We start from the raw sequence: 19,682 nt of genomic DNA, 5'->3' as shown, positions 1-19,682 counted from the left end.
AAATTAGGTAAAGGTGAATATGGGTAAAGCTCTCGTTATCGTTGAGTCCCCGGCAAAAGCCAAAACGATCAATAAGTATCTGGGTAATGACTACGTGGTGAAATCCAGCGTGGGTCATATCCGCGATTTGCCGACCAGTGGCTCAGCTTCCAAAAAGAGCGCCGACTCTACCTCCACCAAAGGGGCTAAAAAGCCTAAAAAGGATGAACGTAGCGCTCTGGTCAACCGTATGGGTGTTGACCCATGGCATGACTGGGATGCTCAGTATGAAGTACTTCCGGGTAAAGAAAAGGTAGTTTCAGAACTCAAACAGTTGGCAGAAAAAGCCGACCATATCTATCTCGCAACCGACCTTGACCGCGAAGGGGAAGCCATTGCATGGCACCTGCGGGAAGTTATCGGTGGAGATGAAAAACGCTATAGCCGTGTGGTGTTCAACGAAATCACCAAAAACGCGATCCGTCAGGCTTTTGAGAAGCCGGGCGAGTTGAATATCGATCGTGTTAATGCCCAACAGGCGCGTCGTTTTATGGACCGCGTCGTGGGTTATATGGTTTCTCCGCTGCTGTGGAAAAAAATTGCCCGCGGTCTGTCCGCAGGCCGCGTACAGTCGGTTGCCGTACGTCTGGTGGTAGAGCGCGAGCGCGAAATTAAAGCCTTCGTCCCGGAAGAGTTCTGGGAAATCGACGCCGCTACCACAACGCCGGGCGGTGATGCACTGCCGCTGCAGGTGACGCACAAGAACGACAAGCCGTTCCGTCCGGTTAACCGCGATGAGACCATGGCGGCCGTTGCGCTGCTGGAGAAAGCCAGCTACAGCGTGCTTGAGCGTGAAGACAAACCGACCAGCAGCAAACCTGGTGCGCCGTTTATTACTTCAACCTTGCAGCAGGCAGCCAGCACCCGCCTGGGCTTTGGGGTGAAGAAAACCATGATGATGGCGCAGCGCCTCTATGAGGCAGGCTACATCACCTATATGCGTACCGACTCAACAAACCTGAGTCAGGATGCGCTGAGCATGGTCCGCGGCTATATTGGCGACAACTTTGGCAAAAAATATCTGCCAGAGAACCCCAATCAGTACGCCAGCAAAGAAAACTCACAGGAAGCGCACGAAGCGATTCGTCCTTCTGATGTGAATGTGATGGCTGAAGATCTTAAAGGCATGGAAGCGGACGCGCTGAAGCTGTATCAACTGATCTGGCGCCAGTTTGTCGCCTGCCAGATGATGCCGGCGCAGTACGATTCCACCACGCTGACCGTCAAAGCCGGCGACTTTAAACTGAAAGCGCGTGGCCGTACTCTGCGTTTTGACGGCTGGACTAAGGTCATGCCGGCGCTGCGCAAAGGTGATGAAGATCGGACGTTACCGGTCGTCAACCAGGGCGAGAGCCTGAGCCTGGTCGAACTGACCCCGGCCCAGCACTTTACCAAGCCGCCTGCGCGCTTTAGCGAAGCCTCGTTGGTTAAAGAGCTGGAAAAACGCGGTATCGGTCGCCCGTCGACCTATGCGTCGATCATTTCCACTATTCAGGATCGTGGCTACGTGCGGGTAGAAAACCGCCGTTTCTACGCCGAGAAAATGGGTGAGATCGTCACCGATCGTCTGGAAGAAAACTTCCGCGATCTGATGAACTACGATTTTACCGCCCAAATGGAAGATCGTCTCGACCAGGTGGCTAACCATCAGGCCGAGTGGCGTCAGGTACTGGACCACTTCTTTGGTGACTTCACTACTCAGCTGGAAACGGCAGAGAAGGATCCGGAAGAGGGCGGCATGCAGCCGAACCCGATGGTGTTGACCAGCATCGACTGTCCGACCTGTGGCCGCAAAATGGGTATTCGTACCGCCAGTACCGGGGTATTCCTCGGCTGTTCAGGCTATGCGCTGCCGCCGAAAGAACGCTGCAAAACTACCATTAACCTGGTGCCGGAAAACGAAGTGCTCAACGTGCTGGAAGGCGACGATGCCGAAACCAACGCGCTGCGCGCCAAGCGTCGTTGCCAGAAATGCGGCACGGCGATGGACAGCTACCTGATCGATCCTAAGCGCAAGCTGCACGTCTGTGGTAATAACCCGACCTGCGACGGCTACGAGATTGAAGAGGGCGAATTCCGCATCAAGGGCTACGACGGCCCGGTCGTGGAGTGTGAAAAATGTGGTTCTGAAATGCACCTGAAAATGGGGCGTTTCGGTAAGTACATGGCCTGCACCAACGACGAATGTAAGAATACGCGTAAGATTCTGCGTAATGGCGAAGTGGCTCCGCCGAAGGAAGATCCGGTTCCGTTACCGGAGCTGCCGTGCGAGAAGTCGGACGCCTATTTCGTTCTGCGTGACGGTGCGGCGGGTGTTTTCCTTGCGGCAAACACCTTCCCGAAATCGCGTGAAACGCGTGCGCCACTGGTGGAAGAGCTGTACCGCTTCCGTGATCGCCTGGCGGAGAAACTGCGTTATCTGGCCGATGCGCCGCAGCAGGATCCCGACGGCAACAAAACGCTGGTGCGTTTTAGCCGTAAAACTAAGCAGCAGTACGTGGCGTCAGAAAAAGATGGCAAAGCGACCGGTTGGTCAGCCTTCTATATTGACGGCAAATGGACTGAAGCGAAGAAATAAGCGTATTCATCTCTCTGAAGGGCCGCAGTGCGGCCCTTTTTCTCTTTGATTTTCCTGCCATATTCACGGTTTGTTTTCGTTTTCGGACGGCCTTATAACCGGCTTATTATTTTTCGTTAGCGTCTATACACTGTAGATATAAATGATATAGTGGTTATAGTTAATCCCTTTTTTATTATTAAATCGTCTTATACATCATCGTGTCAGGATGCTTTGTGGCGCCGTTGCGGCGAGTCGCAGGGACGGCGGGCGTGCAGCTTGCCGACAGGCGACCTGAACGTAAAATGTATGAGCGAATTCATTTTACGCGTTAACGGATATCAGCCATGAAACTACAGCAGCTCCGCTACATCGTTGAGGTTGTTAACCATAATCTGAATGTCTCCTCTACTGCCGAAGGCCTGTATACCTCACAGCCCGGTATCAGCAAGCAGGTACGCATGCTGGAAGATGAGCTCGGTATTCAGATTTTCGCCCGTAGCGGCAAACACTTAACTCAGGTGACCCCGGCCGGTCAGGAGATCATCCGCATCGCCCGAGAGGTCCTGTCGAAAGTTGATGCGATCAAATCGGTCGCCGGCGAGCATACCTGGCCTGACAAAGGCTCACTGTATGTGGCAACCACCCATACTCAGGCCCGCTACGCGTTACCTGGAGTGATTAAAGGCTTTATTGAGCGCTACCCGCGTGTCTCTTTGCATATGCACCAGGGCTCGCCGACGCAAATTGCGGAAGCCGTATCAAAAGGCAACGCGGATTTCGCCATCGCGACCGAAGCGCTACATCTCTATGATGATCTGGTTATGTTACCGTGCTACCACTGGAACCGTTCCATTGTGGTTACACCTGAGCATCCGCTGGCCTCCCGTGGCTCGGTGACTATTGAAGAGCTGGCTCAGTATCCGCTGGTAACCTACACCTTTGGGTTTACCGGTCGTTCTGAGCTGGATACCGCGTTTAACCGCGCCGGGCTTACGCCGCGCATCGTCTTTACCGCGACCGATGCTGACGTTATCAAAACCTACGTCCGCCTTGGCCTTGGGGTAGGGGTGATTGCCAGCATGGCGGTTGATCCCGTCTCCGATCCTGACCTGGTTAAGCTTGAAGCAAACGGTATTTTCAGCCACAGTACCACGAAGATAGGTTTCCGACGCAGCACCTTCTTGCGCAGCTATATGTATGATTTTATTCAACGTTTTGCGCCGCACTTGACGCGAGATGTGGTGGATACTGCGGTGGCTTTGCGTTCGAATGAAGATATTGAGGCAATGTTCAAAGATATTAAACTACCTGAAAAGTGATTAAGCTGAATATCAGGCATCTCCGCCGGGGATGCCAATTCCTATAATGGCCTCTAATTAAATTTGTAAACCTCGTCTAAATCACAAAAATCGTTATTTCCATTAACACGATTGCAAATATACCCGCTTCGGTCAAAATAATAGTTAAAGATAATATCCAGAGGGAGAATTCACTGGATTAATTCATTAGCTATAATTAAGCTTTAACTGTACCTGATAATTTTAGCGATTGGTGGTGATAAAATGATTAGTGATATCGATTATATGAAGTTGACGATGTCACAGGAAAGTGACAAAACGGAGATTGATCCTGTGCTGAGGAGCCGCGCCTGGAGTGCCGTGCTCGTTGGGTTAGCGATGTTCTGGAGTATCATTGCGCTCGTAATCTGTAACGTTTGGATCATCAGCTGAGCGTACATTTCCTGGATGGCTGTATGTGTCATTTTTATGACGGCGAAATCGTGAGAAATTATTTAATCTAATAACCCGCGGCGACAAGGAGGATATATTTCGCGACATTGTGTGTTTAAACAAACATCCCTTCCCTTGAACTAATCGTCAATCAACTGGCGATTAGTTCTTTCGTACTCATGTACTCGTACAGTTATCCTGCTACATATTTCCCTCTATCAAATTCGTTCGACATTACTCCGTATAATCATTCAGGTTTTTTGCTTTAAACATTTTACCGATTTTAGCAATTTGGGTTGTTATCAAAGTGTTATGCCTGGTATGTGTTATCTTTACTATTGACCCTGAGGAGCATCAGGGCATGCCATCCCTGTGATAAAGGAGGAGCTATGTCGTCAACCCTACGAGCAGCCAGTAAGGATACGCTACAGGTCAAAGATAAAACCTACCATTACTACAGCTTACCGCTGGCCGCTAAAGAACTGGGCGATTTGACCCGTTTACCCAAATCGCTCAAAGTCCTGCTGGAAAACCTGTTGCGTTGGCAGGACGGTGACTCGGTCACCGCAGAAGATATTCATGCGCTGGCGGGCTGGCTCGATCATGCTCACGCCGACCGGGAAATTGCCTATCGTCCGGCGCGCGTTTTAATGCAGGATTTTACCGGCGTGCCCGCGGTAGTGGATCTCGCGGCAATGCGTGAAGCGGTAAAACGCCTGGGGGGAGACACGGCGAAAGTGAACCCGCTGTCACCCGTTGACCTGGTTATCGACCACTCGGTCACCGTAGACCGCTTCGGGAACGACGAAGCGTTTGAGGAAAACGTCCGTCTCGAAATGGAACGCAACCACGAACGTTACGTGTTCCTGCGCTGGGGACAGCAGGCGTTCAGCCGCTTCAGCGTCGTGCCGCCGGGGACCGGGATTTGCCATCAGGTTAACCTGGAGTATCTGGGTAAAGCGGTCTGGAGCGAAGAGCTTAACGGTGAATGGTTTGCCTGGCCCGATACGCTGGTCGGCACCGATTCGCATACCACCATGATCAACGGGCTGGGCGTGCTGGGCTGGGGCGTTGGCGGCATTGAAGCGGAAGCCGCGATGCTGGGTCAGCCGGTATCGATGCTGATCCCGGATGTGGTGGGCTTCAAGCTAAGCGGCAAGCTTCGGGAGGGGATTACCGCTACCGACCTGGTGCTGACCGTCACCCAGATGCTGCGCCAGCATGGCGTCGTCGGGAAGTTTGTTGAGTTTTACGGCGATGGTCTGGATTCGCTCCCGCTGGCGGACCGTGCCACCATCGCCAATATGTCACCTGAATACGGTGCGACCTGCGGCTTCTTCCCGATTGATGCGGTAACGCTTAGCTATATGCGCCTGAGCGGTCGTAGCGATGAACAAGTAGCGCTGGTGGAAGCCTATGCCAAAGCGCAGGGAATGTGGCGTCAGACGGGCGATGAGCCGGTCTTTACCAGCACGCTGGCGCTGGATATGAGCACGGTCGAAGCGAGCCTTGCCGGGCCCAAACGGCCGCAGGATCGCGTTGCGCTGGGCGATGTCCCAAAAGCCTTTGCCGCCAGCAGTGAGCTGGAGGTCAATCTGACGCAGAATCCGCGCCAGGCGGTTGACTATACGCTGAACGGACATCGTTTTTCGCTACCCGACGGCGCGGTGGCCATTGCCGCGATCACCTCTTGTACCAACACGTCTAACCCCAGCGTACTGATGGCCGCCGGTCTGCTGGCTAAAAAAGCGGTTGAGCTGGGCCTCCAGCCGCAGCCGTGGGTAAAAGCCTCTCTGGCGCCGGGGTCGAAAGTGGTGTCGGATTATCTGGCACACGCCGGGCTGACGCCATATCTTGATGCGCTGGGCTTCAACCTGGTGGGATATGGCTGTACCACCTGTATTGGTAACTCCGGGCCGTTGCCTGAGCCGATTGAAGAAGCCATCAAAAAAGGCGACTTAACCGTCGGCGCCGTGCTATCCGGTAACCGCAACTTTGAAGGTCGTATTCATCCGCTGGTGAAAACCAACTGGCTGGCATCGCCACCGCTGGTGGTGGCCTACGCCCTGGCCGGGAATATGAACGTCAACCTGACCCGTGATGCGTTGGGTACCGGCAAGAATGGTCAGCCGGTCTATCTGAAGGATATCTGGCCGAGCGGCCTTGAAATTGCCCGGGCCGTTGAGCAGGTCTCAACTGAAATGTTCCACAAAGAGTACGCGGAGGTGTTCGAGGGGACGCCTGAATGGAAAGCTATTCATGTTGACCGCTCCGATACTTACGACTGGCAGGAGGACTCTACCTATATTCGTCTGTCGCCATTCTTTGATGAAATGGGGGCTGAACCTGAGCCGGTAGAAGATATTCACGGTGCGCGTATTCTGGCGATGCTTGGCGACTCGGTCACCACGGACCATATCTCGCCGGCCGGGAGCATCAAACAGGACAGCCCTGCCGGGCGCTATTTACAGGAACACGGCGTCGCGCGAGCTGACTTTAACTCCTACGGCTCTCGCCGTGGTAACCATGAAGTGATGATGCGCGGGACGTTTGCCAACATCCGTATTCGCAACGAAATGGTGCCGGGCGTTGAAGGTGGTATGACCCGACACCTGCCGGGCAGCGAGCCCATGGCTATCTATGACGCCGCGATGCGTTATAAAGGTGAGGGGACTCCGCTGGCGGTGGTGGCCGGGAAAGAGTACGGCTCCGGCTCCAGCCGCGACTGGGCTGCAAAAGGCCCTCGACTGCTGGGTGTACGGGTGGTTATCGCCGAATCGTTTGAGCGAATCCATCGTTCTAATCTTATCGGTATGGGGATCCTGCCGCTGGAGTTCCCGCAGGGCGTCACGCGTAAAACGCTGGGGCTGAGTGGGGAAGAGCGGATAGATATCAGTAACCTTCAGGCTTTGCAGCCTGGTGCGACGGTGCCGGTGACGCTGACGCGCGTGGACGGCAAACAAGAGGTGTTACTCTGCCGCTGCCGCATCGATACCGCCACGGAGCTGACGTACTATCAGAATGACGGCATCCTGCATTATGTGATCCGCAATATGCTGTAAAAAAAAGGGCCAGCAAGCGCTGGCCCTGAATGATTCTGTCGTCTTATTTATTCAACAGATGCCCCATTTTGGCGGCTTTGGTATCCAGATAGTGGGCATTTTTCGGATTGCGCCCGACAATCAGCGGAACGCGTTCCACGATATTAATGCCAGCTTCGGTGAGAATTTCTACTTTTTTCGGGTTGTTCGTCAGCAGACGCACCTGGTCAACGTGGAGCAGTTTGAACATATCCGCACACAGCGTAAAGTCGCGTTCGTCTGCGGCAAAGCCCAACTGATGGTTGGCTTCCACGGTGTCATAGCCCTGATCCTGTAACGCGTAGGCGCGGATCTTGTTCAACAGACCAATATTACGACCTTCCTGCCGATGGTAGAGCAGAATACCACGCCCCTCTTCGGCAATATGCGACAGCGCCGCTTCGAGCTGGAAACCGCAATCACAACGCAGGCTAAAAAGGGCATCGCCCGTTAAGCACTCAGAGTGTACGCGAGCCAGGACGGGCGACTGACCCGAAATGTCGCCAAAGACCAGCGCGACATGATCCTGCCCGGTTGCCAGTTCTTCAAATCCCACCATCAGGAAATCGCCCCAGGGGGTTGGCAGTTTGGCTTCTGCCACACGTTTAAGCTGCATGTGATTCTCCAGATTTTGTCAGCACCTGAATGTGCTTTCTGTTTAGCGCTATTTTGCCACACTGGCGCGACGTTCTCCTAATTACGCACGGCTGCCTGCGCGTAAAGCGCACAAACGAACCACTTTCCGTTATGATAGTCGGGAGAAGAAATAAGGAGTTGAAATGCTGTCTATTGCCAGACGAACCGCCCTCGGTGCGGCATTGCTTATGATTATGCCCGGCGTGGTGTGGATATCCGGCTGGAAGTGGCAGCCTGGCCTTTCGCAAGTGTGGTTAAAGCTGATGTACTGGGTGACGGAAAGCGTCACTCAACCGTGGGGAATTATCACCCATGTGGTTTTATGCGGCTGGTTTCTGTGGTGTCTGCGTTTTCGCCTGCGTGCGGCCGTAATGCTGTTTGTCATTTTAGGCGCGGCGATTTTGCTGGGGCAGGGCATAAAATCCGGGATAAAAGAGCAGGTGCAGGAACCGCGTCCTTTTGTGGTCTGGCTTGAAAAGACGCAGCAGGTGCCCGTTGATGAATTCTACGCGTTAAAACGCAAAGAACGCGCTAAACTGGTGCATGAGCAGCTGGCGCAGGAGCAGGATATACCTCGGTTCCTGCGTAAGCACTGGCAGAAAGAGACCGGTTTTGCATTTCCGTCCGGGCACACGATGTTTGCTGCCAGCTGGGCGCTATTAGGCGTCGGACTGCTATGGCCGCGGCGGCGCTGGGTGACCATGGCTGCGCTGTTGACGTGGGCGACGGCCGTAATGGGCAGTCGCCTGGCGCTGGGCATGCACTGGCCGCAAGACTTGATGGTCGCCACGCTTATCTCCTGGCTGCTGGTGACGCTGGCAACCTGGCTCACCCAGCGACTGTGTGGTCCGCTTACGCCGCCGGGAGAAGAAGCGCAGGATATTAAGAAACGGACGATAAAACAGGGATAACGTTGATTTTCGCGTCTGCCGGCCGCATATCCTGACAGGGTGTCATGCTTTTCCATTTCACCACTGCAGCGAAAATGATACTTTATAGGGCTGAACGCGGGATTTATTCGCTCAACCCACAAAACGGGAAGTAGTGTGAAATATTTACTTATTTTCTTACTGGTATTAGCGGTCTTCGTCATCTCCGTGACGCTAGGCGCGCAGAATGATCAACTGGTCACGTTCAACTATTTGCTCGCGCAGGGTGAATTCCGTATTTCGACGTTGCTGGCAGTGCTCTTTGCCGCAGGGTTTGCTATTGGCTGGCTGATTTGCGGCCTTTTCTGGCTGCGGGTTCGTGTTTCGCTGGTGCGCGCTGAACGTAAAATTAAGCGTCTTGAACATCAGATTGCACCAACAACCGCCGTGCCGGCCGACGCAGGTGTTCCTGCGGTGAAGGAATAATCATTTATGCTGGAGTTGTTGTTTCTGCTATTGCCCGTTGCCGCTGCTTACGGATGGTATATGGGGCGCAGAAGTGCACAACAGTCCAAACAGGACGACGCTAGCCGCCTGTCACGTGATTACGTGACCGGGGTGAACTTCCTGTTGAGCAATCAGCAGGATAAAGCGGTAGACCTGTTCCTCGACATGCTGAAAGAGGATACCGGTACCGTTGAGGCTCACCTGACCCTGGGAAACCTGTTCCGCTCCCGCGGCGAGGTTGACCGGGCTATCCGTATTCACCAAAGCCTGATGGAAAGTGCTTCACTGACCTACGATCAGCGGCTGTTGGCCGTTCAGCAGTTGGGGCGTGATTACATGGCTGCCGGTCTTTACGATCGCGCGGAAGATATGTTCAAGCAGCTGGTGGATGAAACCGATTTTCGCCTCAGCGCACTACAGCAGCTGCTGCAAATCTACCAGGCCACCAGCGACTGGCAGTCGGCTATCGATGTTGCCGAACGTTTAGTGAAGCTGGGTAAAGAAAAGCACCGGGGCGATATAGCTAACTTCTGGTGCGAGCTGGCGCTGCAGCAGATGGCGAACAGCGATATGGATAAGGCCATGACGCTACTGAAAAAAGGGGCGTCGGCTGACCGCAACAGCGCTCGCGTGTCGATTATGATGGGCCGGGTGTGGATGGAGAAGGGCGACTACGCGAAAGCGGTAGAGAGCCTGGAGCGGGTGATTAATCAGGACAAAGAGCTGGTGGGCGAAACGCTCGACATGCTACAGACCTGCTACCAGCAGTTGGGCAAGCTCGATGAGTGGGAAATCTTCCTGCGCCGCTGCGCCGATGAAAATACCGGCGCAACCGCAGAACTGATGCTGGCGCAAATTCTCGAACAGCGTGAGGGCGTAGAGGCTGCACAGAGCTATGTGACGCGTCAGCTGGAGCGCCACCCGACGATGCGGGTCTTCCACAAGCTGATGGACTATCACCTTAACGAGGCTGAAGAGGGGCGCGCGAAGGAGAGTCTGGGCGTGCTGCGTAATATGGTGGGTGAGCAGGTTCGCAGTAAACCGCGCTACCGCTGCCAGAAGTGCGGTTTTACCGCGCATACGCTGTACTGGCACTGTCCGTCCTGCCGGTCATGGTCAACGATTAAGCCCATTCGCGGTCTCGACGGACAATAGTTTTTAAAAAAACGCAATTTAGTTACAACATACTAACCAGTTTTTATAACTCCTCGCCTTTGACGCCACCGCTGATATCGCCTTGCAGGAGGCGAAAAGCAGCCTGTCAATTTCCCTTCATCGCAGGTAGAATGCTGCCCGTTTACCTTTTTTGCGCCAAAACGGCGCCCATCAACAATTAAGGTCTGGTCATGACGTCTACTGCTCCATCTTCGCCTCGCGTTGTCACATCCTCTCCCGTTGTTGTTGCGCTCGACTATGATAACCGCGACAAAGCGCTGGCCTTTGTTGACCGGATTGACCCACGCGACTGCCGCCTGAAGGTAGGCAAAGAGATGTTTACGCGGTTGGGGCCTCAGTTTGTTCGCGACCTGCATCAGCGCGGTTTTGAAGTCTTCCTCGATCTGAAATTCCATGATATCCCGAATACCACCGCACGCGCGGTAGCCGCTGCGGCAGATCTCGGGGTGTGGATGGTCAATGTTCACGCCTCCGGCGGTGCGCGGATGATGACCGCTGCACGTGAAGCACTGGTGCCGTTTGGACAGGATGCGCCGCTGCTGATTGCCGTGACCGTTCTGACCAGTATGGAAGCCAGCGATCTCCAGGATCTTGGCATTACGCTTTCTCCAGCCGACCATGCAGCGAAACTGGCGGCGTTAACGCAGCGCTGTGGTCTGGACGGCGTAGTGTGTTCAGCACAAGAAGCGGTACGCTTTAAACAGGAACTCGGGCAAGCATTTAAGCTGGTCACGCCCGGTATTCGCCCGCAGGGCAGCGATGCCGGTGACCAGCGGCGCATCATGACGCCGGAACAGGCGCAGGAAGCCGGGGTTGACTATATGGTGATTGGTCGTCCGGTAACCCAGTCAGCGGATCCTGCAGCGACCTTACGCAGCATCAATGCGTCACTGAATAAGGGGGCATAATGAATGATTCCAACAGTCGTCTGGTCTATTCAACGGACAGCGGCCGGATAGATCAACCGAAGCCGGTCGCAGAGCGGCCAAAAGGCGACGGCATCGTTCGCATTCAGCGCCAGACCAGCGGACGTAAAGGGAAGGGCGTATGCCTGATCGTGGGCATTGACCTGGATGATGACGCGCTGACGAAACTGGCCGCTGAGCTGAAAAAGAAGTGTGGCTGCGGCGGGTCGGTGAAAGATGGCGTGATAGAAATTCAGGGCGATAAACGCGATTTGCTGAAAACGTTGCTGGAAGCCAAAGGCATGAAAGTTAAACTGGCCGGCGGTTAATAAACAACAAGGCCACGGTAAATACCGTGGCCTTGATTCTTAGCAGGTGCGTAAGTCTATTGATGCGGATTATTTTTATATTTGGTCCAGTTCAGACCTTATTTACCAACCTGATGGCCGATAATCCCGCCGACCGCTGCGCCGCCCAGGGTGCCCAGTGCGCTACCATCGGTTAAGACTGCGCCACCGAGTGCGCCAGCGCCTGCACCGATTGCGGTATTACGGTCGCGTTTTGACCAATTGGAACATGCGCTCAGAGACATTACTACGGTTACGGCCAGAACTGCGGCAGCCATTTTTTTGCTCATTGAAGTCATCATAATTTTCTCCTGAATAATCTATTCATGGATACAACTTCCTTTAAAGCATAGCGTGATGCTAAGTCTTAAGGGCGATTCCATGAAACTTAAGTTGCGCAGGTGTTACTTTAATCACGCAGGTGATAGTCACTTCCTGTTATATCGCTAACATTAATTCTACTTTTTTTAAATTTTACCGGCAGGTAAAAACTCTTAATTGCGGGCTCGGAATACTCTCAGACAGGGCTTCATGCGGGCTGCGCCCACAAGCGTGGGCGTCGGGAAAAGCAAAACAGAGGGTTAAACAGAAAGCAGGGGTGAGATCAGGAAAAACTGACGATATCGACGGTCAACCCGCTTTCCGTCAGCTGTTGGCGTGCGTCATCGTGCAGACTGCTATCGGTAATAATGCGGCTAAAGCGCGCCACAGGGCCAAGCGGATAAGGGTGAACGACGCTGAACTTCGAACTGTCGCTGAGGACAATCGCCTCGCAGCCCTTTTCAAGGACGGCATTGACCACATCAGCACGCATCATATCTCTTCCGGTAAAACCGGTTTCCGGCTGCCAGCCATCTATACCAATAAACGCTTTGCTGAAGTGAACCTGCTGAATAAACTGCCGCGTGAGTGGGCCGACCATGCTTTCGCTACGCTTTTGATAGATCCCGCCGAGCAGAATCACTTCCCCGGGCGTCTCTTTAAGCAGATGCGCAATGTAGCTGCTGACGGTAATGATAGTGATATCGCCGCGCTCGGCAAGCGTACGGGCGAGCAGTGCGTTACAGCTGCCGTTTTCGATAAACACAGTTTCACCGGCGTTGACCAGCTCTGCGGCACGCGTAGCCAGCTCACGTTTGATAGAGAAGTGCGTCATCATCCGAGTTTCGACATCTTCGCTGTCCAGCGGCACCGCGAAACCATGAGTCCTGCGCAGATAGCTCTGCTTTTCCAGTAAATTCAGATCCTGACGAATCGTCACTTCAGAGACACCGGTCATTTTCGCGAGATCGGCCACGCTCATGCGGCCATTATCGATGACCATTTGCAAAATACTTTGTTGTCGGGCGTTCATAGCAACATCACAGTTAGGGGGCTATTTGGCTGACAATCGACATCAACAATCGATTGCGGCGATGTGGGCAATCAGATTTCCCAGGGCGCTTTCGGCTGACCGGGTTTTGCTTCCGGCTCATCGGCAGAAAGCGCCTGAAGTTCCGCTTTAAGGATCTCCAGATTATGAATCGCAGAGTGATAATCTCCGGCAACCAGAATATCCAGCACGGTATCGATACGTTGGGCGAGCAGGCGGGCATTCAGTTCTGACATAGCATTATCCTGGTTACAAAAACGAATGAAATCAATGATGCAAAAAACGGATGAAAAAGAGAAGTGAAAAAAACGCACAACGTAAATCATCTGCGATGGATAGTCAGGAAAACGAGGCAAAACGGGGCAATATGAAACAGCCAGAGACCAAAAATAAGCGGCCCCCGGTTACGGGAGCCGCTGAAGACGGCTATCAGGCGAACGGACGCGCGATGACGCTGCGGGTTTCCATCCGGACTTCGGCAATCTTGACGTCGATAACGTCAGTGACTTTGTAGACGATTTCACCTTTGATCTGCACGGTTCCGTTTTCCTGGCTACAAACCAGTTCATCACGTACGGCGTGCAGGAACGGTGCCGGAATAAAGGCAACGGCGCCGTTATCCACCAGACGAACGCGCATCCCACCGCGGCTGATATCGATGATCTCAGCGGCAAAACGGGTATCGGTACCTGCCTGCGGGCTCAGGTAGCGGGCGTACAGCCAGTCACCGACATCGCGTTCAGCCATGCGGTTCAGGCGACGGCGCTCGGCCATCTGAACGGCAATGTCATCCTGCGGACGGGAGGCCGTTTCACCTTTGATCATTGCTTTCAGCAGGCGATGGTTAATCATGTCGCCATACTTACGAATCGGTGAAGTCCAGGTGGCATAGGCTTCAAGGCCAAGGCCGAAGTGCGGGCCTGGCTCAGTACTGATTTCTGCGTAAGACTGGAAGCGACGAATACGGCTATCGAGGAAACCCGACGGCTGTGCGTCCAGCTCGCGACGCAGTTTGCAGAAACCGTCGAGCGTCAGTACTTCGACCGGGTCAACGTGGACGTCGTGGGTCTTCAGCAACGATGCCAGCTGCTCGGTGTTAGCAGGATCAAAGCCGGTATGTACGTTATAAACGCCAAAGCCTAGCTTGTCGCGCAGAACGCGGGCCGCACAGATGTTTGCCGCGATCATGGACTCTTCAACAATGCGGTTCGCGATGCGACGCGGTTCGGCAACGATGTCCAGCACTTCGCCTTTCTCACCCAGCACGAAACGGTAGTCCGGGCGGTCCTTGAACACCAGCGCATGGGTTTTACGCCATTCACTGCGGCGCAGACAGACGTCCTGCAGCAGTTTAATTTGCTGAGCGATGGATTCGCTCTCAGGCTGCCAGCTGCCGGTATTTTCCAGCCAGTCGGAGACGTTGTCGTAGGCCAGCTTCGCTTTCGACTCGATGGTCGCCGTGAAGAATTCGATATCGTCTTCAATGGTGCCGTCAGCCGCCAGGATCATGCGACAGGCGAGCACCGGACGCACTTCATTGGCACGCAGAGAGCACAGATCGTCGGACAGCTCACGCGGCAGCATCGGGATGTTAAAGCCCGGCAGATAGTTGGTGAAGGCGCGGATTTTTGCCGCGTTGTCCAGCTTGCTGCCTTCGGCGATCCAGGCGGTCGGATCGGCAATGGCAACGGTCAAATGCAGCTTGCCGTCGGCAGCGGCTTCGACAAATAGCGCATCGTCCATATCTTCGGTGCTGGCGCTGTCGATGGTGACGAAATCCAGCGCCGTTAAGTCACGACGTTCCAGACCTTCATCGAGCATCTCGGTCGCTACGCCGTCCGGCGCTTCTTTTTCCAGATTATGGCGTGCCAGCGTGACCCACCACGGAACGAAATGGTCGTCACTGAAGGTGATAAACTGGGTCAATTCGGCATAAAAACCGCGGTCGCCTTTCAGCGGATGACGGCGCATTTCAGCAACGGCCCAGTCACCCTCTTTAAAGTCATGGCTCACGCCACGATCGGCGCGGCAAGGAATTGCGTCTTTCAGCAGCGGATGATCGGGAACGATAGACAGACGGTCATCTTTTTTATGCACTTTACCGACGAAACGGGTCAGGAAAGGTTCAATCAACTCTTCCGGTTCAGCGCTTTCACGTTCTTTTTCAGTATGGACCACGGCGCTAATACGGTCGCCATGCATCACTTTTTTCATTTGCGGCGGCGGAATAAAGTAGCTTTTTTGCGCATCCACTTCGAGGAAGCCAAAACCTTTTTCCGTCCCCTTAACGACCCCTTCAACACGAGGAGTCTGGGAATGCAGTTGCTGTTTAAGCTGCGCTAGCAGCGGGTTGTCCTGAAACATAATTAGGTATTTTCGTGGCTAAAAGAGCGGCTGACATTTTTACGCGATAATGCCTGTTGCGGCAAGCGATGTTTGGCATTTTACGTCTGTTGACGAACGATCCCGAGGGCGATTTTCAGACGATTCATCCAGCCGCATAGCCCGCACCACGCCAGAATATCGACAATCTGCTCGCGGGAAAGCCCATGCTCCGAAAGGGGGGTTAAATGCGCCGCGCTGAACCGGTCGGGTGCCCGGGTTAAAAGCTGTGCCGCCTGCAAGATAGCGCGCTCGGTAGGGTGGTTTTGTCCCCATGACTGAAATGCGCGATCGTCCCGGCGCAAAACGTCTGAAAGCTGCGGGGAATCAAAGCCGCTCTCGGCCCATGCGTTAAAACAGCTGACGCTACCGTTGATGCGCGCGCTCATCAGCGCCACCAGAGATGCAAATGGCTGATTCGTGCTTAACTGGCTAAGTAATTCATGCTGGGCTTTAAGCGTCGTTTCATGGACCGCGAGCAGCGGCGCCAGCTCTGAAAGGCCGGGATGCGGCTGCCAGTCGGCCAGCAACGCCTGCCGTTCGTCGCTGACATAGCGGAGATCGGTGTCGTTGATGTCGGGTATCCAACTGAACGGACCGGCGGAGAAATCGTCTGCTGGCGCATCTTCTTGCTGTGGCATACCCGGCATCCAGCGTACCGGGAAGCCCTGGCATGCATGAAACGCGGCAATCACCCGCGCCTGGAAGCCGACAAATCCAATAATCTGATTAATCAGGATGATATCGCGGCTGGTTAACCCGACTTCATCCAACTGGCTGCGGGACAGGGCGGTAATCACCGACGGGGAACCGGCCAACTGGCGGGCGTACTGGGTTATCTGCGCCAGCCGACGATTGCTCTCTCGTGAAGAATCCGGTCCCGGTAGCGGGGCCAGCCGTGCGGCATAGTGATTACACAGGCGCTGCACGCCATAAACCTGGGCAACGGTCAGCGCCGTGCTTAGCCGATCGTAGGCGCTAAACGTCTGTAGTCGATTGACCTCGACGGATGCGGGAAAAAGCGCATCGGCCAGACATCGTGCTGGCGTCAGCCAGCCTGTATGCGCCGGGAGCCACTCTTCGGGCAATGTCAGATCGAGTAAAAAACGGTCTTCGACATGGGCGGCTTCAGGGGCGAGCGGCAGCACATCCACCGGGCAGATTGTTGACTGGGTTTCATGATACCAGTGGTTTTTGCCATAAATGCGGCGTTGCTCCATGGGCGTTCCTTGATCGGTATGTGACAAGCCGCACTTCCGTGGGCCATATACATTACTATCCTGGCGTAACCCCGAAGCAGGAGAAAATATTGATCCGTGCTAACAAATAGCCGTTTGGAATAACAGGGGAGAATGTTTGTCTCTGACGTGCAGAGAATGCAGAGAATGCAGAGAATGCAGAGAATCCCTCCTCACGGGCGTGAGGAGGGAAAGGAACTTATTTCAGTTCCAGCTCGTTCATGGCCGCGATGCTGAAACCGCCATCGACGTGAACGACTTCACCGGAGATACCGGCAGACAGGTTGGAGCACAGGAATGCTGCGCTATTACCCACGTCTTCGATAGTCACGGTACGACGAATCGGGGTTACCGCTTCGCAATGCGCCAGCATTTTACGGAAGTCTTTAATGCCAGATGCGGCCAGGGTACGGATCGGACCGGCAGAGATAGCATTGACGCGCACGCCTTCAGGACCCATTGCATTCGCCATGTAACGCACGTTCGCTTCCAGGGAGGCTTTTGCCAGACCCATCACGTTGTAGTTCGGAATCGCACGCTCTGCGCCCAGGTAGGACAGCGTCAGCAGGGCAGAACCCGGGTTCAGCATGCCGCGGCAGGCTTTCGCCATCGCCACGAAGCTGTAGGCGCTGATATCATGAGCGATTTTGAAGCCTTCGCGAGTAACCGCGTTGACATAGTCGCCGTCCAGCTGGTCAGCCGGCGCAAAACCGATTGAGTGGACGAAGCCGTCAAATTTCGGCCAGACTTTAGTCAGTTCAGTGAACAGAGACTCGATGCTCTCATCTTCAGCCACGTCGCACGGCAGTACGATGTTAGAACCCAGTGCCGCTGCAAATTCTTCCACACGACCTTTCAGTTTTTCGTTCTGATAGGTGAACGCCAGTTCAGCCCCTTCACGGTGCATTGCTTGCGCAATACCGTAGGCGATGGACAGTTTGCTGGCAACGCCAGTCACCAGAATGCGCTTACCGGAAAGAAAACCCATAGCTTTAATCCTTATCGTTATTGCTTATTTTTACTTTAACAATCATGGGGTTAAGGTTGTTATTTCAAAATAACTCAAATTTAGCCGAGAATTATATCCCACTGACGACCCCTTGTGTCACGATATTTTCGTGCCTTAACACGTAATGACGACCGGACACACTCCAGTATATCACCGGATATCTGGCCCGTTTTATGCCGCCTGGCTGCCTATCGACGGGTTAAAGGTGGGTAATGCTGGCCAGCAGCAGCCGGGCATCGGGCGAGAGCGGCATCAGCGCGCCGGGCGGTTGGTCCTGCCACCAGATCCCTGATCGCGTATCACAGCGCTTGTCGGCAAGCTGCCAGCATCCCTGAAGTACCCAGGCAATGCCTTCGCTACCGGGATGCTGTTCAGTGGAGACCACGTTGACCTGCGCGGTAGCGCGGGTGCGTTGTGTCATAATGTTAAAATCCAGGCCCGGTGCAGAAATGCCTTCGCTGCCCAGAGACCAGTCGCCGGAAAATGCCCACGGCTCCCAGCGTTGCAGATGGTGATCGATCCCGTCACCGCGCAGCCAGAGTGGCTGCCCCTCAATTAACGTAATGACCCGATCAATGCCCTTAAAAGGTGAAAACGGCCCGTCGTTTTCTAACATCGCGATGCTGGCACGCCAGAGAAAGGGGGCATCCGGGTCAGGTGAGGGAACGCTGATGATTTCACGCGTTTCGCCAGCGCCGTTTTTCCACGGGGTGATCGGCAGGGAAGAGAAATTAAAGGCAGTTATCATCGCAGTTTCACCGTCGGCCTGTCGCATTGTGTAAAGTTTTAGCTACACCGAATTTTCAATTCGATTACAAATTATTTACAGTGTGGCTCACAAATCCATCATCAGGAGGGTGTGCGGATTTGTCAATGCTTGTATATACATGCTCTGTCATCTGAATTTTACGTCCGTCTGGCAACGCCAGGACGGCATGACTTAAATGAAATCAGGAGAATTATCATGAAGCAGAGCATCACTTTTCGCCAGGCCTGTCTGACAACCCTGTTTTCAGGGCTATTGCTCTGCGGTAGTACGGCTAATGCCAAAGAGTGGAAGTCCATTACCATTGCCACGGAAGGGGGCTACGAGCCCTGGAACATGACGCTGCCGGGCGGAAAACTGAGCGGCTTCGAACCTGAACTGATGGTGAATCTCTGCCAGCGTATGGGCATTGAATGCAAGCTGGTTGTCCAAAACTGGGACGGGATGATAGCCGGACTGAATGCCGGGAAATACGATGTGATTATGGATGCCATCGTCATTACTCCGGAAAGAAAACAGGTGGTCTCTTTCACAATCCCCTATGCCGCGACACCGGCATCTTTTATCGCGGTAAAAGGCACCCTGCTGCCGCCGGCGACCGGAGCTAACCACATCATTAAGCTTCACGATGATGAAAAAGAAATTCAGGCGGCGATTGCGCCATTAAAAGCCGCCCTGAAAGGCAAAACCATCGGTATTGCTTCTGGCACCGTTTATACCCCGTTCATCGACAAATACTTCAAAGATGTGGCCGATATTCGCGAATACAGCAATTCAGCGGACGCTATTCTGGATCTGCAGGCGGAACGTATCGATGCCGTCTTTGACGATATTACGTTCGCCAACACGACGCTTGCCCGTCCGGAAAACAGCAACCTCAACTTTAGCGGCCCACAGCTGAGCGGCCCCATTTGGGGCGACGGCGAAGCGATGGGCGTTCGCCACGCCGATGCCGACTTAAAAGCGAAGCTGGATACGGCCATTCAGGCCGCGCTGGCGGACGGGACGGTGAAAAAGCTGAGCGAGAAATGGTTTAAAAGCGATGTCACGCCATAAGTGAGGTTGA

18 protein-coding genes are annotated in these 19,682 nt (G+C 54.1%); 10 read left to right on the top strand and 8 right to left on the bottom strand.

Annotated elements, in window-relative coordinates; genetic code table 11:
* Nucleotides 1-19: 19 nt before the first annotated feature.
* From topA to acnA, 4 genes are all read left to right on the top strand, one after another.
* Entirely contained in the window at nt 20-2,617 is a 2,598-nt protein-coding gene (topA, locus tag ACMYSK_RS08225) for a type I DNA topoisomerase (RefSeq protein ID WP_434641725.1), read from the top strand.
* A 326-nt stretch (nt 2,618-2,943) separates the two neighbouring features.
* Nucleotides 2,944-3,918: an HTH-type transcriptional regulator CysB gene (gene cysB / locus ACMYSK_RS08220; protein ID WP_434641724.1), complete on the top strand. Its 975-nt coding sequence runs from the start codon at nt 2,944-2,946 to the stop codon at nt 3,916-3,918.
* A gap of 243 nt (nt 3,919-4,161) precedes the next feature.
* Nucleotides 4,162-4,329 carry a YmiA family putative membrane protein gene (locus ACMYSK_RS08215; protein WP_434641722.1) on the top strand — a complete coding sequence of 56 codons (168 nt, stop codon included), beginning with the start codon at nt 4,162-4,164 and terminating at the stop codon, nt 4,327-4,329.
* A 389-nt stretch (nt 4,330-4,718) separates the two neighbouring features.
* Nucleotides 4,719-7,391 carry an aconitate hydratase AcnA gene (gene acnA, locus ACMYSK_RS08210; RefSeq protein ID WP_434641720.1) on the top strand — a complete coding sequence of 891 codons (2,673 nt, stop codon included), beginning with the start codon at nt 4,719-4,721 and terminating at the stop codon, nt 7,389-7,391.
* Nucleotides 7,392-7,434: 43 nt separating this feature from the next.
* Here acnA and ribA read toward each other — a convergent pair whose 3' ends face one another.
* A complete protein-coding gene (gene ribA, locus ACMYSK_RS08205) occupies nt 7,435-8,025 on the bottom strand; it encodes a GTP cyclohydrolase II (protein ID WP_434641718.1) in 591 nt (196 codons plus the stop codon).
* 163 nt (nt 8,026-8,188) lie between these two features.
* Between ribA and pgpB the strand changes: the two genes are divergently transcribed.
* From pgpB to yciH, 5 genes are all read left to right on the top strand, one after another.
* Entirely contained in the window at nt 8,189-8,956 is a 768-nt protein-coding gene (gene pgpB / locus ACMYSK_RS08200) for a phosphatidylglycerophosphatase B (RefSeq protein WP_434641716.1), read from the top strand.
* A gap of 135 nt (nt 8,957-9,091) precedes the next feature.
* Nucleotides 9,092-9,400 carry a LapA family protein gene (locus tag ACMYSK_RS08195; protein WP_434641715.1) on the top strand — a complete coding sequence of 103 codons (309 nt, stop codon included), beginning with the start codon at nt 9,092-9,094 and terminating at the stop codon, nt 9,398-9,400.
* Nucleotides 9,401-9,406: 6 nt separating this feature from the next.
* Entirely contained in the window at nt 9,407-10,576 is a 1,170-nt protein-coding gene (gene lapB, locus ACMYSK_RS08190; protein ID WP_434641713.1) for a lipopolysaccharide assembly protein LapB, read from the top strand.
* Between the two features lie 191 nt (nt 10,577-10,767).
* Nucleotides 10,768-11,505, top strand: a complete 738-nt coding sequence (gene pyrF / locus ACMYSK_RS08185; protein ID WP_434641712.1) for an orotidine-5'-phosphate decarboxylase — start codon at nt 10,768-10,770, stop codon at nt 11,503-11,505.
* Complete coding sequence (gene yciH / locus ACMYSK_RS08180) at nt 11,505-11,831, top strand: stress response translation initiation inhibitor YciH (protein ID WP_434641710.1); 327 nt, start codon at nt 11,505-11,507, stop codon at nt 11,829-11,831. Before pyrF ends, yciH begins: the two co-directional genes overlap by 1 nt.
* Nucleotides 11,832-11,929: 98 nt before the next feature.
* On the opposite strand, the gene osmB is transcribed toward yciH, so the two are convergent.
* The 7 genes from osmB to ACMYSK_RS08145 form a co-directional block, all read right to left on the bottom strand.
* Nucleotides 11,930-12,148, bottom strand: coding sequence for an osmotically-inducible lipoprotein OsmB (osmB, locus tag ACMYSK_RS08175; RefSeq protein ID WP_015584565.1), 219 nt, complete (start codon nt 12,146-12,148; stop codon nt 11,930-11,932).
* 305 nt (nt 12,149-12,453) lie between these two features.
* Nucleotides 12,454-13,203 (bottom strand): DNA-binding transcriptional regulator YciT, encoded by a 750-nt coding sequence (gene yciT, locus ACMYSK_RS08170; RefSeq protein WP_434641708.1) that lies wholly within the window; start codon nt 13,201-13,203, stop codon nt 12,454-12,456.
* 71 nt (nt 13,204-13,274) lie between these two features.
* Nucleotides 13,275-13,457: a YciZ family protein gene (locus tag ACMYSK_RS08165; RefSeq protein WP_434641706.1), complete on the bottom strand. Its 183-nt coding sequence runs from the start codon at nt 13,455-13,457 to the stop codon at nt 13,275-13,277.
* Between the two features lie 193 nt (nt 13,458-13,650).
* Nucleotides 13,651-15,585: an exoribonuclease II gene (locus ACMYSK_RS08160; protein ID WP_434641704.1), complete on the bottom strand. Its 1,935-nt coding sequence runs from the start codon at nt 15,583-15,585 to the stop codon at nt 13,651-13,653.
* An 80-nt stretch (nt 15,586-15,665) separates the two neighbouring features.
* Nucleotides 15,666-16,823, bottom strand: a complete 1,158-nt coding sequence (locus ACMYSK_RS08155; RefSeq protein ID WP_434641703.1) for a CMD domain-containing protein — start codon at nt 16,821-16,823, stop codon at nt 15,666-15,668.
* A 217-nt stretch (nt 16,824-17,040) separates the two neighbouring features.
* Nucleotides 17,041-17,829 (bottom strand): enoyl-ACP reductase FabI, encoded by a 789-nt coding sequence (fabI, locus tag ACMYSK_RS08150; RefSeq protein ID WP_434641700.1) that lies wholly within the window; start codon nt 17,827-17,829, stop codon nt 17,041-17,043.
* A gap of 220 nt (nt 17,830-18,049) precedes the next feature.
* Nucleotides 18,050-18,598 carry a HutD/Ves family protein gene (locus ACMYSK_RS08145; protein ID WP_434641698.1) on the bottom strand — a complete coding sequence of 183 codons (549 nt, stop codon included), beginning with the start codon at nt 18,596-18,598 and terminating at the stop codon, nt 18,050-18,052.
* Between the two features lie 216 nt (nt 18,599-18,814).
* Between ACMYSK_RS08145 and ACMYSK_RS08140 the strand changes: the two genes are divergently transcribed.
* Nucleotides 18,815-19,672: a transporter substrate-binding domain-containing protein gene (locus ACMYSK_RS08140; RefSeq protein ID WP_434641696.1), complete on the top strand. Its 858-nt coding sequence runs from the start codon at nt 18,815-18,817 to the stop codon at nt 19,670-19,672.
* Nucleotides 19,673-19,682: the final 10 nt, after the last annotated feature.

Origin of the sequence: Klebsiella sp. I138 (genome assembly GCF_051131765.1) — a bacterium.
Classification (GTDB): domain Bacteria; phylum Pseudomonadota; class Gammaproteobacteria; order Enterobacterales; family Enterobacteriaceae; genus Klebsiella.
Note: the sequence above shows the minus strand (reverse complement) of the source record. Positions and strands in the feature narration are given on the sequence as shown.